The organism is Vibrio proteolyticus NBRC 13287, from assembly GCF_000467125.1.
Taxonomy (GTDB): domain Bacteria; phylum Pseudomonadota; class Gammaproteobacteria; order Enterobacterales; family Vibrionaceae; genus Vibrio; species Vibrio proteolyticus.
The window spans coordinates 31,124-47,723 of record NZ_BATJ01000022.1; the positions used below are offsets into that span (position 1 = coordinate 31,124).

The 16,600-nt window shown below is 52.4% G+C and carries 16 protein-coding genes; 6 read left to right on the top strand and 10 right to left on the bottom strand.

Going from position 1 to position 16,600, the window contains the following annotated elements:
• Positions 1 to 117 precede the first annotated feature (117 nt).
• Complete coding sequence (gene acuI, locus VPR01S_RS19050) at positions 118 to 1,098, top strand: acrylyl-CoA reductase (NADPH) (protein ID WP_021707008.1); 981 nt, start codon at positions 118 to 120, stop codon at positions 1,096 to 1,098.
• Between the two features lie 53 nt (positions 1,099 to 1,151).
• Here acuI and VPR01S_RS19055 read toward each other — a convergent pair whose 3' ends face one another.
• The 3 genes from VPR01S_RS19055 to VPR01S_RS19065 all read right to left on the bottom strand — a co-directional run bounded on the left by VPR01S_RS19055 (position 1,152) and on the right by VPR01S_RS19065 (position 3,722).
• Entirely contained in the window at positions 1,152 to 2,075 is a 924-nt protein-coding gene (locus tag VPR01S_RS19055) for a c-type cytochrome (RefSeq protein WP_021707009.1), read from the bottom strand.
• Complete coding sequence (locus tag VPR01S_RS19060; protein WP_052035782.1) at positions 2,072 to 2,701, bottom strand: c-type cytochrome; 630 nt, start codon at positions 2,699 to 2,701, stop codon at positions 2,072 to 2,074. Before VPR01S_RS19060 ends, VPR01S_RS19055 begins: the two co-directional genes overlap by 4 nt.
• 79 nt (positions 2,702 to 2,780) lie before the next feature.
• Positions 2,781 to 3,722 (bottom strand): LysR family transcriptional regulator, encoded by a 942-nt coding sequence (locus tag VPR01S_RS19065; protein ID WP_021707011.1) that lies wholly within the window; start codon positions 3,720 to 3,722, stop codon positions 2,781 to 2,783.
• Positions 3,723 to 3,852: 130 nt separating this feature from the next.
• On the opposite strand from VPR01S_RS19065, the gene VPR01S_RS19070 reads away from it, so the two are divergent.
• Positions 3,853 to 4,767 carry a sterol desaturase family protein gene (locus VPR01S_RS19070; protein WP_021707012.1) on the top strand — a complete coding sequence of 305 codons (915 nt, stop codon included), beginning with the start codon at positions 3,853 to 3,855 and terminating at the stop codon, positions 4,765 to 4,767.
• Between the two features lie 23 nt (positions 4,768 to 4,790).
• On the opposite strand, the gene VPR01S_RS19075 is transcribed toward VPR01S_RS19070, so the two are convergent.
• Entirely contained in the window at positions 4,791 to 4,976 is a 186-nt protein-coding gene (locus VPR01S_RS19075; RefSeq protein WP_021707013.1) for a hypothetical protein, read from the bottom strand.
• A 132-nt stretch (positions 4,977 to 5,108) separates the two neighbouring features.
• Here VPR01S_RS19075 and tusA point away from each other — a divergent pair, with 132 nt between their 5' ends.
• A complete protein-coding gene (tusA, locus tag VPR01S_RS19080) occupies positions 5,109 to 5,357 on the top strand; it encodes a sulfurtransferase TusA (protein ID WP_021707014.1) in 249 nt (82 codons plus the stop codon).
• 44 nt (positions 5,358 to 5,401) lie between these two features.
• Here tusA and VPR01S_RS19085 read toward each other — a convergent pair whose 3' ends face one another.
• Complete coding sequence (locus VPR01S_RS19085) at positions 5,402 to 5,662, bottom strand: hypothetical protein (protein ID WP_021707015.1); 261 nt, start codon at positions 5,660 to 5,662, stop codon at positions 5,402 to 5,404.
• Positions 5,663 to 5,817: 155 nt separating this feature from the next.
• Positions 5,818 to 6,375, bottom strand: a complete 558-nt coding sequence (locus VPR01S_RS19090) for a TMEM165/GDT1 family protein (RefSeq protein ID WP_021707016.1) — start codon at positions 6,373 to 6,375, stop codon at positions 5,818 to 5,820.
• A gap of 482 nt (positions 6,376 to 6,857) precedes the next feature.
• On the opposite strand from VPR01S_RS19090, the gene glyQ reads away from it, so the two are divergent.
• From glyQ to VPR01S_RS19105, 3 genes are all read left to right on the top strand, one after another.
• Positions 6,858 to 7,775, top strand: a complete 918-nt coding sequence (gene glyQ, locus VPR01S_RS19095; protein WP_021707017.1) for a glycine--tRNA ligase subunit alpha — start codon at positions 6,858 to 6,860, stop codon at positions 7,773 to 7,775.
• A gap of 13 nt (positions 7,776 to 7,788) precedes the next feature.
• Positions 7,789 to 9,855 carry a glycine--tRNA ligase subunit beta gene (gene glyS, locus VPR01S_RS19100; RefSeq protein WP_021707018.1) on the top strand — a complete coding sequence of 689 codons (2,067 nt, stop codon included), beginning with the start codon at positions 7,789 to 7,791 and terminating at the stop codon, positions 9,853 to 9,855.
• A 209-nt stretch (positions 9,856 to 10,064) separates the two neighbouring features.
• Positions 10,065 to 11,315, top strand: a complete 1,251-nt coding sequence (locus tag VPR01S_RS19105) for a valine--pyruvate transaminase (protein WP_021707019.1) — start codon at positions 10,065 to 10,067, stop codon at positions 11,313 to 11,315.
• A 73-nt stretch (positions 11,316 to 11,388) separates the two neighbouring features.
• Here VPR01S_RS19105 and VPR01S_RS19110 read toward each other — a convergent pair whose 3' ends face one another.
• The 4 genes from VPR01S_RS19110 to recF form a co-directional block, all read right to left on the bottom strand.
• Positions 11,389 to 11,823: an Hsp20 family protein gene (locus tag VPR01S_RS19110; protein ID WP_021707020.1), complete on the bottom strand. Its 435-nt coding sequence runs from the start codon at positions 11,821 to 11,823 to the stop codon at positions 11,389 to 11,391.
• Between the two features lie 460 nt (positions 11,824 to 12,283).
• The gene (locus VPR01S_RS19115; protein ID WP_021707021.1) at positions 12,284 to 12,718 is read right to left on the bottom strand and encodes a GreA/GreB family elongation factor; all 435 of its coding nucleotides are present in this window, start codon (positions 12,716 to 12,718) and stop codon (positions 12,284 to 12,286) included.
• Between the two features lie 346 nt (positions 12,719 to 13,064).
• Positions 13,065 to 15,482, bottom strand: a complete 2,418-nt coding sequence (gyrB, locus tag VPR01S_RS19120; RefSeq protein ID WP_021707022.1) for a DNA topoisomerase (ATP-hydrolyzing) subunit B — start codon at positions 15,480 to 15,482, stop codon at positions 13,065 to 13,067.
• Between the two features lie 18 nt (positions 15,483 to 15,500).
• The gene (gene recF / locus VPR01S_RS19125; RefSeq protein ID WP_021707023.1) at positions 15,501 to 16,580 is read right to left on the bottom strand and encodes a DNA replication/repair protein RecF; all 1,080 of its coding nucleotides are present in this window, start codon (positions 16,578 to 16,580) and stop codon (positions 15,501 to 15,503) included.
• Positions 16,581 to 16,600 lie beyond the last annotated feature (20 nt).

Consider the following 16,600-nt stretch of genomic DNA (forward strand, 5'->3'; position numbering starts at 1 on the left):
GCCCACCTCTATGCGCTTTGCGCATAAATATAATGCTAAAGTTTCATTTTAGTCATACTCAATGAGCCGCTACACTAACCTCAGTATCAATATTGCTGCACAACTGTGGAGACCCTTATGTTTAATGCGCTGATTCTTAACCAAGAAGACAAACGTACTATCGCTGCCATCGAACAGATCGACGAGGCACAACTGCCTGAAGGCGACGTGCTGATCGACGTCGATTACTCGTCACTCAACTACAAAGATGGCCTGGCAATCACAGGGAAAGGCAAAATCATCCGTAATTTTCCGATGGTGCCGGGCATCGATCTGGCAGGACGTGTGATCAGCTCACAGGACAACCGTTACCAGCCCGGCGATCAGGTGGTCCTGACGGGGTGGGGGGTGGGTGAAAACCACTGGGGTGGCATGGCACAACGTGCATGTCTCAAAGCCGACTGGCTGGTGCCCCTGCCGCAGGGTATCGACAGTAAAAAAGCCATGATGGTGGGTACCGCGGGATTCACCGCCATGCTGTGTGTTCAAGCTCTGCTGGATGCCGGCATCAAACCTGAACACGGCGAAATTCTGGTCACTGGCGCCAGTGGCGGAGTTGGCTCGGTCGCCGTCACCTTGCTGGCGCAGCTGGGCTACCAAGTGGCTGCAGTCACTGGCCGTGTGGCGCAAAACGGCCCGTTGCTGGAGCAACTCGGCGCCAGTCGCATCATCGATCGCAGTGAATTTGACGCGCCGGCTCGTCCGCTGGAAAAACAGCTGTGGGCAGGCGCAGTCGACACTGTGGGCAGTACAATGCTGGCGAAAGTGTTGGCTCAGATGGACTACAACAGCGCCGTCGCTGCCTGTGGCCTGGCAGGCGGTTTCGATCTGCCGACCACCGTCATGCCATTTATCCTGCGCAACGTACGCCTGCAAGGGGTGGACTCCGTGATGTGTCCGATCGACAAGCGCGTCGCTGCGTGGGAAAAACTGGTCGCTCTGCTGCCAGACAGCTTCTTCGAGCAAGCGTGCACCGAAGTACCTCTGGAGCAGGCACCAAAATACGCCGAAGACATCACCAAGGGTCAGGTGACGGGTCGAGTCGTGATCAAACTGTAACGCCCCAGCCAAACAGCAACAGCCGGGCACGGAAATGCCCGGCTGTTGGCGTTTTAAAAGGCCTGTGAACCCAATAAATGCCGATCAACCGGGCTTGGCTTACCGTACCTATCGTTGTGCTGGTGGTACGCTTCGGCCGTTTGGCTGACACTGCCATCAAAACGCGGATCCTGCGGACGCTCTTGACTGTTGATGAACAGTGCCACATCCCAGGCCTGCTGATCAGACAAACTGTAACGCTCACCCAGCGGCATATTGGCTTTGATGAAGTTGGCAGCGATGTTGATCTGATGCATCCCCGCGCCCCAGTTGTAGCTGTCTTTACCCCACAACGGAGGGAAGACATAGCGATTATCGACCTGTTGGCCCTCTCCATTCTTACCATGACACACCGCGCACTCTGAGGCGTACACACGTTGACCGCGGACAAAATCCGGTTCAGCGGGCGCATGGCTCATTTTAGCGTAGCTACGACCCGGCAAATTGTTGTCAACCGTGGCGCCAAACGACAGCCAATAAGAATACGCCGTCAGGTCGAGAATCTCCTGACTGAGTACCCCCGGCGCCTTGCCTTTGCCCGCATTCATCGAATACATAAAACAGCCTTGCAGACGATCTTCAAACGTGTTTACTTTTTTATTCTTGGCGCGGTAGGCCGGATACGACACATACGCGGCCCACATCGGCGCCGCATTGGCCAGTTGTCCGGCACCAAGGTGGCAATTGATGCAATTGAGACCATTATTGACCTGGCCGCTGCGGTGTAATTGCTGCGAATTGGCGAACAGCGAGTAACCGCGCTTGATCGATTCACCGAACTCGCCGTCCGGTAACGCTTTCCAGTCTCGCGGGGTATGATGAACCTCACCCGCTTGCAGTGCCCGGGTTGGCCCGGTTTCAGCCAGATCGGGATAGGTAGACTCCGCCTGCGCCTGAACGAACAGCAGCAGCGCCGGGATCAGCATATATCGTTTCATTGCTTGTCCTCCCCGAGTTGAGCGAAGTATTGCGCTACCGCCTCGATCTCGTCGGCACTGAGCGCTTTGGCAATCGGTACCATGGTGCCAAGCACGCCTGGCGGGCGCTGGTCTTTTTGCCACGCCAGCAGCTGATTTTTCAGATAATCGGCATTTTGCCCGGCCAGACGTGGAAAAGACGGTTTAACTCCTACCCCGCTGGGGCCATGACACGCCACGCACGCAGGCACATCATTCTGCCATTTGCCGTTGTATGCCAGCTGTTCCCCCAACGACATGTCTCCCGGCCACTGTTCTCCGCGCCATTGCAACGTAAACGATTTAGCAGGCGGCAGCGAGGCATAATGGGCCACGGCCGCTTTGAGATCGGCATCACTCATTTCATGAACAATGGGTTGCATAAATGGGCTGGTGCGGGTCTGGCTGCGAAAAGCCTTAACCTGCTCAGCCAGGTACTGCTCCGACTGCCCCCACAGATTGGGAATGGTGTTGTCGCCGGCGGTCCCGTCCACCCGATGGCAATCCGAACAGACTTCGATCACCGACTGCTTAGCAGCAACCGACAGCGAAAATGCCATCGGCAGGCACGCCAAAATGAGACAGCGCCTGACTGACTGTGTACTCATGCTCACTTCCTGTGTTTTTTATAATCATGAGTTAACAGTAGAACAGCCGTACGATTAGGCAAGCCGTCCTGCAGGCTTTTTAGCTCAGTCCCATATCTTCGATTCGCTTTGCAATCAAGCGGCTACACTCTTCTTTGACGATAGAACGCAACCATTCCTGTGCCGGAGAATGCTCACATCTCGAATGCCAAATCATCGAATAATCGAACGGCATAAACTGAAAAGGCAGCGGTTTGACCACCAAATCAAAACGTTCCGCGACCAGGTAGGCCAAGTCGGCCGGTACGGTGATGATCAGCGGCAAGGTATCGATGATCGCCAGCGCCGCTTCCAGATGATAGGCGCGCAGCACCATACGACGCTCAGGCTGATCACTCAGTGCCTGATCAAGCAGCGCTTTCACGCCGTCACTGATGGCAATCATGGCGTGTGGATGAGTCAGGTAATCGTTCAGGGTCAGCGGCAACTCAGCCAAAGGATGATGGCGCGACAACAGGCACAATACACCGACCCGGCCCAGCACTTCGCTGCGCAGCGGATCCAAGGACCCGGTCGGACGACAGATGGCTAAGTCGGCGCCTGCGTGCATCAACTGATCGCTCAACCGATCATGCTGCAACGGCAGAAACTCAAACGATACTCGCGGCGCTTCCTGATAAATTCTGGGGAGCGCAAACGGCAGAATGGTCTGCATGGCGTAATCGGTAGTGGCGATGGTGAAGGTTTGTTCACAGCTGCGCGGTTCAAACTCAACCGGCGACAATAACTGGCGCAGCGATTCAAGCGGCTCACCGAGTGAACGATTAATTTCCAGCGCTTTTTCGGTTGGCACCAAATGCTGTCCCTGGCGAGAAAAGAGCGGGTCGCCGAGTAACTCACGTAAACGGCCGAGCACACGACTCATCGCTGACTGGCTCAGGCTGAGCCGGGCGGCCGCTTTACTGACGCTGCTCTCTTCAATCAATACTCGCAAGGCCACCAGCAAATTCAGATCACGGCGGTAAATGTCTTCCAGTTCCACTCTATTATACCCATGCAGTTATCAGGGACACCGTGGTGATTGTAACCGCAAGTGAGAAAAAATCCCCGCTTTCGATGCCACACGCCTAATCTAAAGAGAGGCTCTATCACTCGCAGTCGGAGGCAAATACATGGACGAACTGATAGCATCATCACTTAACGCCCTGATTAATGCCTATCGTGCGCTGTGTTTCCCTGGAGTGTTTTTCATCCTGGTTGCGCTGTTGATCCACCGTCAAAAGCTATTGACCAACTGGCGACCCGTACTGACGGAAAGCACCACCAATCTGATTCTGATCACCATCAATATCCTGCTCACTGCGCCCATCATTGCCTATCTCGACGTCACACTGCGCGGCATGAATTTGGCGTTGATTGCCGCATCAAGCTGGGAAGCCCTCCCTCCATGGCTGCTGATCGTGGTGGTGGTGTTCGTCGGTGACTTCGTCGGCTACTGGCGTCACCGCTTCGAGCATTCGCTGCTGCTGTGGCCGTCGCACAGCACCCATCACTCCGATACACACATGACCTGGCTGACACTGGAACGCTTTCACCCACTCAACCGGCTCTCCACCTTTTTCATCGACACCAGTTGCCTGCTGCTGCTTGGGTTCCCAGTTTGGGCGGTGCTGGTGAACAACATTGTCAGACACTACTATGGCTACTTTATTCATGCCGACATTCCAATCGATTATGGCCGACTTGCGCCCTGGTTTGTGTCTCCGATGATGCACCGCTGGCACCACGCCAATGACCGCAACGCCTATCAGGCAAACTTTGCCACGGTGTTTGCCCTGTTTGACCGCTGGTTCGGCACCTACTACGTTCCAGCCTATGCCCCGCCCCGGCTTGGTGTGCCGTCTCACAGTGGCGGTGGCAGCTATTTACAACAGCTGCGTTACCCGTTTTTACCCTCGTCTTACCGCAAGATCTGGCAGTGGAAACGGCACAACGGTCCGGGCAACGAGCCGGTCGATTTTCAGGCAAAAAAATCCCGCCTTTCAGCGGGGAAGCCCAAGAAAAATGGGGATAGTGTCGGAATGTAATTGAGCGTAGTACTACAAGTGCGTTAATTGTTTTGCTCTTCAGATGAACCTTGCCAGCGGCGCATCTCGAGCCAAATCCCTAACATGGTGGCACACATGCCGATCAGGGGCATGAATGACGTCTCTGCTGGCGAACGCAGGACAAGTGCGCAGAAAGAAATAAAACACAGAACCGAGTAGATGGTCAGTCTATCTAGGGCTGTTAACATAGGCGCTCCTTATCGTTTGTTACCAACTTGTTAATTAAGTTAAAACAAATTGATCTGTTTGCCAAGGGGTTATTGAATATTTTTTCTCCAGCAGTATTATTTAGCCTCTCCAGACGTATTTAAGAGATGACCATGACATTCAATGCAGAGCAGGCAACCCTAACGTTAGAGGCAGAAGGACTTCGCTGCCCGGAGCCGGTGATGATGGTCAGGAAGACAATTCGTAACATGCAGGACGGGGATGTGTTACTGGTGAAAGCGGACGACCCGTCAACAACCCGTGATATTCCCAGCTTCTGTCGTTTTATGGATCACCAGTTGATGGCCGCGCAAACCGACACCCTGCCCTATCAGTATTTGATCAAGAAAGGGCTCAACTGAGCGCGAGACCAATGTAAAAAAGGCTGCCTCTGGCAGCCTTTTTGTTATTCATCATAATCGATGCGATGTACCTCAGCCTGTAACTGTTGGAGTTGCTGTTTCATCGCTCGCATCTCTTTGTGCATCGGGATGATATGCGCGACCCGAATCCAGGCTTCGACAGTCAAACCGGTCAGGATGATCGCACCGGCCACCATGGGCAACCACATATCGGTTAACGCCATGCCCAACAGCGTTAACACCAGTCCAAAGGTAAACAAATAGCTCTGACTTTTCGGGGTCATCCCCATATAACGTGTCAGCATACTTCTGCCCTCCCGCCACCAAGTACATGATAAAAGTAGCATGACCTTGATGGCCCTGATAGCTCAGCGCTTATGCAAATCCGGCTTTTCTCTCAGAGTATGATCTGGCGCAAACATCGCTGATTTGCTGTGTTTTAACCCCATTTTCGCGTCAGTTAGGAAAAGAACGCCGCACCGATGGCCAGAATAACGAACAGGATCGCGGTGACTTTACGGATCAGATTTAACGGGAGCTTATCGGCCGACAATCTGCCAAGCAGTACCACTGGCACATTCGCCAGCAACATCCCCAACGTGGTGCCCACAATCACCCAGCCCAGAGCATCGGCGTACTGTGCGCCAAGAATCGACGTCGCAATCTGAGTTTTATCGCCGATTTCCGCCACAAAAAACGCGATAAAGCTGGCGATAAACGGTCCGCGACTGGATATCGACTCATCGTCATCGAGTTTATCCGGGATCAACACCCAACCGGCCATAACGAGGAAACTGATCACCAGAACCCACTTGAGGATTTCGGGGGACAGAAAATCGGCGACCACCACACCAAGCCAGGCGGCCAGGGCGTGATTGGCCAGGGTCGCGGCCAAAATCGCAGCAATGATGGGTAACGGTTTACGATAACGGCTTGCCAGCAGTAGAGACAGCAATTGGGTCTTATCGCCAATTTCGGCTAAGGCCACCGTAGTAATTGAAATAGCTAAAACGCTCACGACATGCTCTTTGGGGCAGGGATTATAATTTTAACCGTAGACAAACCTCGCGCCCCACCCCGGTTCACGATGTTTGTCTAAGGTCTTGCTAAACCCATCCAGCGATGAGCCTCGAACGCCATGGTGATTTGGCACCAATTATGTTGACGGACGAACCAGATAACCAAGAATGGTGACCGGGTAAGCTACTCCCCAAAGACGGCGGAATTCTAATCAGGCTAACGCCAGATCTCAAGTAAGAAATCCATCAAAAGTGGCCTTTTTGGCGATTTCCGAACAATAAACACAATAAATTCCACTAAAAGACATTTTTGACTACGAATTAAGCAAGATTAGCCCTACTCCCATGCAGAATATCTCGGTATACTTGATCGTTATTTTATTCAACCGTCATTACTCAACATGGCTGACCAAAGGTGGTGTTCACCACTCGTTATCGGGCGGTCATCATGAGTAACCGAACAATTGCGCGAACCTGACTTATGCAAAAATACGATATCAAAACCTTCCAGGGAATGATCCTCGCGCTGCAGGATTATTGGGCTCAAAATGGTTGTACCATTGTTCAACCACTGGATATGGAAGTGGGTGCGGGTACCTCTCACCCAATGACCTGTCTGCGAGCACTTGGCCCAGAGCCAATGTCGACCGCTTATGTACAACCTTCACGTCGTCCGACCGATGGCCGCTACGGTGAGAACCCGAACCGTCTTCAGCACTACTACCAATTCCAGGTCGCGCTGAAACCATCGCCAGACAATATCCAAGAGTTGTACCTTGGCTCCCTTGAAGTTCTTGGTATCGACCCACTGGTTCACGACATCCGTTTCGTCGAAGACAACTGGGAAAACCCGACACTGGGCGCCTGGGGTCTGGGCTGGGAAGTGTGGCTCAACGGCATGGAAGTCACTCAGTTCACTTACTTCCAGCAAGTTGGCGGCCTGGAATGCAAACCGGTAACCGGTGAGATCACTTACGGTATTGAACGTCTGGCAATGTACATCCAAGAAGTCGACTCGGTTTACGACCTGGTTTGGAATATCGCCCCAGACGGCAGCGCTGTGACTTACGGTGATATCTTCCACCAAAACGAAGTCGAGCAATCAACCTACAACTTCGAACACGCCGATGTCGATTTCCTGTTCAGCTTCTTCGAGCAGTGTGAAAAAGAGTGTAAAAAGTTGCTTGAGCTTGAAAAGCCACTGCCACTACCTGCTTACGAGCGCATCCTGAAAGCAGGTCACGCATTCAACCTACTGGACGCACGCAAAGCGATCTCAGTGACTGAGCGTCAACGTTACATCCTGCGCATCCGCAATCTGACCAAAGCAGTAGCAGAAGCATACTACGCATCGCGTGAAGCACTGGGCTTCCCAATGTGTAAGAAAGAACAAGCGTAAGGGGTAAAGTCACATGGCAAAAGAATTTCTAATCGAGCTGGGTACCGAAGAGCTACCACCAACGCAACTTCGCACTCTGGCGGAAGCATTCGCAGCAAACTTCGAAGCAGAACTCAAAGACGCGGAGCTTGCGCACGAAGGTGTAAAATGGTTCGCGGCGCCTCGTCGTCTGGCACTAAAAGTAGCGGCATTGGCAGAAAGCCAATCAGACAAAGTGGTTGAAAAACGTGGTCCTGCGGTTTCTGCAGCGTTTGACGCGGAAGGCAACCCAACCAAAGCAGCTCAAGGCTGGGCTCGTGGTTGTGGCATTACGGTTGACCAAGCGGATCGCATGGTAACCGACAAAGGTGAATGGCTACTGTTCAAACAAGAAGTGAAAGGTCAGCCAACGTCTGAGATCATCGTTGAACTGGCAGCAAAAGCACTAGCAAACCTGCCGATCGCAAAACCAATGCGCTGGGGTAACAAGACGACTCAATTTATCCGCCCAGTGAAAACGCTAACCATGCTGATGGGCAGCGATCTCATTGAAGGTGAGATCCTCGGCGTAGCGTCAAGCCGCACCATCCGTGGTCACCGCTTCATGGGTGAGCAAGAGTTCACTATCGATTCTGCTGAGCAATACCCTGCGATCCTAGAAGAGCGCGGGAAAGTGATGGCCGATTACGAAGCGCGTAAAGCCATCATCCTCGCGGACGCACAAAAAGCGGCAGCAGAAGTTGGCGGTATCGCGGATCTAGAAGATGACCTAGTAGAAGAAGTTACGTCTCTGGTTGAATGGCCAGTGGTACTAACCGCGAAGTTCGAAGAAGAGTTCCTAAAAGTGCCTTCTGAAGCCCTGGTTTACACCATGAAAGGTGACCAGAAGTACTTCCCTGTTTATGACGAAAACAAGAAGCTACTACCTAACTTCATCTTCGTATCGAACATCGAATCAAAAGAACCTCGTTACGTAATCGAAGGTAACGAGAAAGTGGTTCGTCCTCGTCTTGCTGATGCTGAATTCTTCTTCAACACTGACCGTAAGCGTCCGCTTATCGACCGTCTGCCTGAACTAGAGCAAGCGATCTTCCAAAAGCAACTGGGTACGATCAAAGACAAAACCGACCGCATCACTGAACTTGCTGGCTACATCGCTGAGCAAATCGATGCTGACGTTGAGAAATCGAAGCGCGCTGGCCTGCTAGCTAAGTGTGACCTAATGACCTCAATGGTATTCGAATTTACCGATACTCAAGGTGTCATGGGTATGCACTACGCGCGCCACGACGGTGAAGCGGAAGAAGTGGCCGTCGCACTGAACGAACAGTACATGCCGCGTTTCGCCGGTGATGAGCTGCCATCCAACGGCGTGTCAACGGCCGTCGCAATGGCAGACAAACTGGACACTATCGTCGGTATCTTCGGTATCGGTCAGGCGCCAAAAGGCAGCGACCCATTTGCCCTGCGCCGCGCATCGCTCGGTGTACTGCGTATCATCGTAGAATACGGCTACCACCTAGATCTTGTTGACCTAGTCGCAAAAGCGAAATCACTGTTTGGTGAGCGTCTAACCAACGACAACGTTGAGCAAGACGTGATTGAATTCATGCTGGGTCGTTTCCGTGCCTGGTATCAGGACGAAGGCTTCAGTGTGGATGTGATTCAGGCGGTCCTGGCGCGTCATCCGACCAAACCCGCAGACTTCGACCAACGCGTGAAAGCGGTTTCTCACTTCCGTGAACTGGAAGCGGCGGAGTCTCTCGCAGCAGCAAACAAACGTGTCGGTAACATTCTGGCGAAATTCGACGGCGAACTGGCCGCAGACATCGACCTGGCACTGCTACAGGAAGACGCAGAGAAAGCACTAGCGGAAAGCGTTGAAGTGATGACAGAAGCACTAGAGCCGGCCTTTGCTACGGGTAACTACCAACAAGCGTTGAGCAAGCTCGCTGACCTGCGTGAGCCGGTGGATGCGTTCTTCGACAACGTTATGGTTATGGCCGATGACGAAGCGCTGAAAAAGAACCGTCTGACCCTGCTGAACAACCTGCGTAACCTGTTCCTAAAAATCGCCGACATTTCGCTATTGCAAAAATAACGTGCTGCAATCGACATGAGTTGTCGACATAAAGGCAACGATGTAAGCCCAACTCCTCGGAGTTGGGCTTTGTTTTATCTGTTGCACGGAATTAGTGCTTTTCGTCGCCCAGCCATTCAGGTATGTTCAAGGATTACTCTGTTCGCCAGCCACGCACTGGCGCTTCTACACTGATCAAAGCAATCACAATGAATTAGGTAAAATCAGCAATGCAATTCTCTAAGTTTGGTGAAAAGTTTAATCGATACTCCGGTATTACGCAGTTAATGGATGACTTAAATGATGGCCTGCGCACACCTGGTGCCATCATGCTCGGCGGAGGCAACCCGGCCGCCATCCCGGCCATGCTCGATTACTTTCACCGAGCCTGTGAGGAAATGCTCGAAAATGGCGATCTGGTGGCCGCGCTGGCGAACTACGACGGCCCGCAGGGAAAGAATGTGCTGGTGAAAGCGCTGGCAGCGTTACTGCGCGACACCTATGGCTGGCACATCAGTGAAAAGAACATCAGCCTGACCAACGGCAGCCAAAGCGGCTTCTTCTACCTGTTTAATCTGCTGGCTGGTAAACAGGCCGATGGCTCACATAAAAAAATTCTGTTGCCACTCGCTCCGGAATACATAGGGTACGGTGATGCCGGTGTGGACGAAAACATCTTCGTCTCCTACCACCCGGAAATCGAACTGCTGGATAACCGCCTGTTTAAATACCATGTCGACTTCGAGCAACTGACCATCGACGACTCCGTGGCGGCGATTTGTGCTTCTCGCCCGACCAACCCGACCGGCAACGTCCTGACAGACGAAGAGATCCGCAAACTGGATCGGTTAGCGCGCGCCAATGACATTCCGCTGATCATCGACAATGCCTACGGCCTGCCGTTCCCTAACATCATTTTTGAAGACGTACAGCCATTTTGGAATGAGAACACCATTCTTTGCATGAGCCTGTCCAAACTCGGCCTGCCTGGCGTGCGCTGCGGGATTGTGATTGCCAGTGAAGCCATCACACAAGCGATGACCAACATGAACGGGATCATCAGCCTGGCTCCGGGGAGCGTCGGTCCGGCTTTGGCCCACCATATGATTGAAAAAGGCGATCTGCTGACACTGAGCACTGAAGTGATCAAGCCCTTTTACCAGCAGAAATCCCAACGCGCGGTAGAACTGCTGCAAGCCGCTATCAGTGATGAACGCTTCCGGATCCATAAACCGGAAGGGGCGATGTTCCTGTGGTTGTGGTTTGATGAGTTGCCCATCACCACCATGGAACTGTATCAACGCCTCAAGGCACGTGGGGTGCTGATTGTACCGGGCGAGTATTTCTTTATCGGCCAGGAAGACGAATGGGCGCATGCGCATCAGTGTCTGCGAATGAACTACGTTCAGGACGACGACAAAATGCAGCTAGGGATCGCGGCCATCGCCGAAGAGGTGGAAAAGGCCTACCGGGAAGGGTGAGAGAAACAACCTTCTCCGCACAAAAAAGAGCGCCTATGGCGCTCTTTCTCACTCTATACACTCACTCTTATGCTCAGCGATTTTCCAGCAGTTGATTACCGATAGTAATTTTGCGTGGCTGCATCGCTTCCGGAATTTCACGCACCAGGTCAATGTGCAGCAAGCCGTTTTCCATCGATGCACCCGTCACTTTGACGTAGTCCGCCAACTGGAACTTACGTTCAAAATCACGCTCTGCAATGCCTTGATAAACGTAATTTTTGCCTTCTTCCGCGTTACGTTCACCCTTCACGATCAACATGTTCTCGTTTTGTGTCAGATCGAGCTGTTGCTCAGAAAAACCCGCCACCGCCATGGTGATACGGTAGTTGTGCTCGTCTTTCTGCTCAATATTGTAAGGAGGGTAACCACCAGAGGAGCTTTTGGCGGTGTTCGCTTCCATCAGGTTGAACAGACGATCGAAGCCAATGGCATTACGGTATAGTGGTGAGAAATCTACATTACGCATAAAATCTATCCTCTTAATTTAAGCAATAGTCTTAGCCCAGATGAACTTCATCCCGATGGCGTGTTGATGCAAACAACTTCGCCGAGCTAAGCATTCCAGATCATTCCACAGGCCTTGGTTTGGCGCGGAGACATGATAAGGAATCGTCAGTCAGGTTGTATGCCAAAACGCAGTCTCCTCCACAGAGCGAGCAGGTGTTGGCGATGTCAGAGGGCTGTGCTTCTAGTCTCTAGCAAGCCAGTCATCCCCTTCACTATTAGATATAAGGGCACAAAAATGGCTTTCAAGGGGAAAAATGAAAATTTTAATCAGCCCGCGGATCGTCACGGGCTGATGGGGTAATCCGCTTACTTGCGAGAAGATTTACGCGCTTTTATTACGCTTTGCTCTGCCGCTTTCTCCTGCTTTAGCTTGCGTTTTTCTTTCAGACTTAACTGGGGTTGTTTCTTCTCTTGCTTACTCATGACTTCACCTCTGTTGACTGACATAACCGACAGCCGCACACCGACAACAACGCGGGTGGGCGTGACGAATGCACAATATCGGTAATCACAAAACGGCGCCGCTGATGGAACAGGATCATGTCGAACTCGTCCTGTAAAACCCGCCCCAATAGCTGGGCACCCAAATGAGAATCCACGGCCAGCTGGCCACTCAGAGGCCGGCTTTTATCGGCGTTGACTAACGTGACTCGATAATGATGACGGCGTTCGATATCCATCAGCCCTACCCGATCACCGACAGCAATGCGGGCACCGTTGTGGCAATCGGCCTGTTGATCATAGCGTTCAAACAGCGCCAACAAGCGCAGCGGAGACTGATAGGTTAAAAAGCGACTGGTGAACCACCAGGTACGCAGTGCCGGGGCGTATGCCGACCATCTACGTGCCAACACGATGACTTCCTTCTCAAGACCTTGTTTTAGCGATAATTGCGATACATAGAGCCGGAAGTGCCTCACTTCCGGCTCAGTCCAGGAACCTCGTCACCATGTGTGTTCTCCGCAAGTTGGTGGGTGTTCTAGCACTATAACCAGAGCCCAAAAGAAAGCAAAAGCGCCGCCTCGAACAAAATGGCAAGAAACCGGTAAAACAGACAGAAAATGGCACGCGGGGATCAGAAAGTGGCAGTAAACTCGGAAAAACCACCAGAGCTGGAATAAAGTGGCGATTTGCACCGTCGACAAAAACAAAAAAGCAGCGATGTATCGCTGCTTTTTTCATACGAGATGTTAACGCGAGTTACACGTCTAGGTTAGCGACACGCAAGGCGTTTTCTTCGATGAAGTTACGACGCGGTTCAACCTGATCGCCCATCAGCGTGGTGAACAGTTGATCGGCGCCCACGGCGTCCTCGATAGTCACCTGCATCATACGACGGGTTTCCGGATCCATGGTGGTTTCCCACAACTGCTCCGGGTTCATCTCACCCAGACCTTTGTAACGCTGACGGCTCAGACCACGCTGCGACTCTTTCATCAGCCAATTAAGGGCTTCCACAAAGCTGCCCACCGGCTGAATACGCTCACCGCGTTTGATGTACGCCCCTTCTTCGATCAGACCATCGAGGCTTTCTGACAACTCGGCCAGTCTGGCGTACTCTTTTGAGTTCAGCAGATCCACACTCAGCATGTAATCGTAAGTCACACCATGAGTACGCACTTTGATTTTCGGAATGCTGACACCCAGCTCCTGATGCTGTTCAATTTCATAGCTGTACTGGCTGGCACCCACTTCTTTGGCATTTAGTTGTTCCACCAGTTGTTGGGTCCAGGCCTCGACCTGTGCCACATCCTGGCATTGATCCGCCGTCAAACGTGGTACGTACAGGAACTCATGCAGCAGCGCATACGGGTACCGGCGACTCATGCGCTCCACCAGCTTGATGCCGGCGTTGTATTGCTGAACCAGTTTCTCCAGTGCCGCACCAGCCATGGCTGGTGCATCCGCATTGACGTGCAGCGCCGCGTTGTCTAACGCCAGCGACACCTGATACTGATTCATCGCTTCTTCATCTTTGATGTACTGCTCTTGTTTGCCTTTCTTCACTTTGTAAAGTGGTGGCTGAGCGATGTACACGTAGCCGCGCTCAATAAGCTCTGGCATTTGACGGTAGAAGAAGGTCAGCAGCAGCGTACGGATGTGCGAACCATCAACGTCCGCATCGGTCATGATGATGATGTTGTGGTAACGCAGTTTATCCGGGTTGTACTCGTCTCGACCGATGCCACAGCCCAGTGCCGTGATCAGTGTGGCCACTTCCTGTGAAGAGAGCATCTTGTCGAAACGCGCTTTTTCGACGTTGAGGATCTTACCTTTCAGCGGCAAAATCGCCTGGTTCTTACGGTTACGACCCTGCTTAGCACTCCCGCCCGCAGAGTCCCCCTCCACAATGTACAGTTCAGACAGTGCCGGGTCTTTTTCCTGACAGTCAGCCAGTTTACCCGGCAGACCTGCCAGATCCAGCGCACCTTTACGGCGTGTCATTTCACGCGCTTTACGCGCCGCTTCACGAGCACGCGCCGCGTCGATGATTTTTGAACACACCATCTTGGCTTCGTTCGGGTTCTCGACCAAAAATTCTGACAGCTTCTCACCCATGGCCGACTCAACCGCCGACTTCACTTCAGACGACACCAGCTTGTCTTTGGTTTGGCTGGAGAATTTTGGATCCGGCACTTTCACCGAAACCACCGCCGTCAGACCTTCACGCGCATCGTCACCCGACGTCGCGGTTTTCGCTTTCTTCGAGAAACCTTCTTTGTCCATGAAGGTATTCAGCGTCCGGGTCAATGCCGCGCGGAAACCCGCCAGGTGAGTCCCCCCGTCACGCTGTGGAATGTTGTTGGTGAAACAGAAGATATTCTCCTGGAAACCATCGTTCCACTGCATCGCCACTTCCACCGCAATGCCGTCTTCGCGTTCAAAGTTGAAGTGGAAAATTTTGTCGATGATCGGCGTTTTGTTGGTATTCAGGTGATCAACAAAGGCCTGAATGCCGCCTTCGTACATGAAGTGATCGTGTTTATCCGCTTCGCGCTCATCAATCAGCTTGATCGATACGCCCGAGTTCAAAAACGACAGTTCACGCAGACGCTTCGCCAGGATGTCATAATGGAATTCGGTATTCGAGAAGGTTTCCGCACTTGGCCAGAAACGAATTTGTGTGCCGGTTTTGTCAGTATCACCGACCACTGCTAGAGGTGCTTCAGGTTCACCATGACGGTAAGTTTGCGTATGGATATGACCGCCACGATGAATGGTCAGGACCACTTTTTCAGACAAAGCGTTCACGACCGACACCCCCACACCGTGCAAGCCACCAGAGACTTTGTACGAGTTGTCATCGAACTTGCCGCCCGCGTGCAGGACCGTCATGATCACTTCAGCGGCAGACACTTTCTCTTCCGGGTGCATTTCGGTTGGAATACCACGGCCATCGTCGCTCACGGAAACCGAGTTGTCCTCATGAATTGTCACAACGATGTCTTTACAGTGACCCGCCAACGCTTCATCAATTGAGTTATCGACTACCTCGAACACCATGTGGTGCAAACCGGTGCCATCATCAGTGTCGCCGATGTACATACCCGGACGCTTACGCACCGCGTCCAGACCCTTCAGTACCTTAATACTCGATGAATCGTAATTTTCAGACATGAGTTACTCTCTCACTATTTATCCTTGCTCGATCACACCATGTTCCACATAGAACAATCGGCCAGAATCATCGCGCATGTCGGCAATCTGGCTGTCGGTAATCGAGCTTACAAAAACTTGAGCCCCCGTCGCTTTAAGGCAATCTGCCAGTCGTTTGCGACGTTGGCTGTCTAATTCAGAAGCAAAGTCATCGATCAAATAGATGCATTGCTTACCGGTCTTGTCGGTCAGATGCTGGCCTTGCGCCACACGCAGTGCGCAGACCATCAGTTTCAGTTGACCTCGTGACAGAACATCCTCCACCGGGGTTCCGTTCACTTTAATGCGCAGATCCGCTTTGTTCGGGCCGCTAAAGGTGTAACCCAGCGCTTGATCGCGTTCGAAGTTTTTCTCGAGAATCTCTTGGTAGGGCGTCTCTTTGTCCCACCCACGATAATACTTCAATTGAATATCAAATTCTGGCAAAAATGTCTGGCAAATCGACTCGGCGACCCCTTTCATTTGCTCGACATATTCCGCCCGCCAGGCACTGATCTGCTCGGCCAGCACGGCCATCTGCTGATCCCAGTAACTGAGCTCGCGATATCGGGTGGCCGTTTTCAGCAGTGCATTGCGCTGCTTATTGAGGCGCTTAAACCGCCCCCAGGCATCGTAAAACGCCGCTTCGGTATGAAACACGCCCCAATCGATGAACGCCCGCCGGTGTTTCGGCCCGTCCGTCAGCAAATCAAACCCTTCAGGGTGAATCAGCTGCAAGGGCAAAACCTGAGCTAATTGTGCCAGTTTTTGACCGGTTTGACCGCCTATTTTAACCTCTGTCGAGCCATCACGCTGCTTATTAATGCCAATTGGTAGCTCAAATTGGTCCGAGTTCAAAAAACGACCGTGGACAAACAGTTCATCACACTGGTTTTGGATCACCCGGCCGGTCAGCGAGCTTTTGAAAGAGCGACCGTGACCGAGCAGATACACCGCTTCCAGCACGCTGGTTTTGCCGCTGCCGTTGGGGCCGATAAGAAAATTAAAGCCTGGCGACAGTGCGATGTCGCAGGCTTTAATATTGCGAAATTGCTGAATGATTAAACGGGAAAGAGGCATTCAGTTGGTCTGAGTCACAA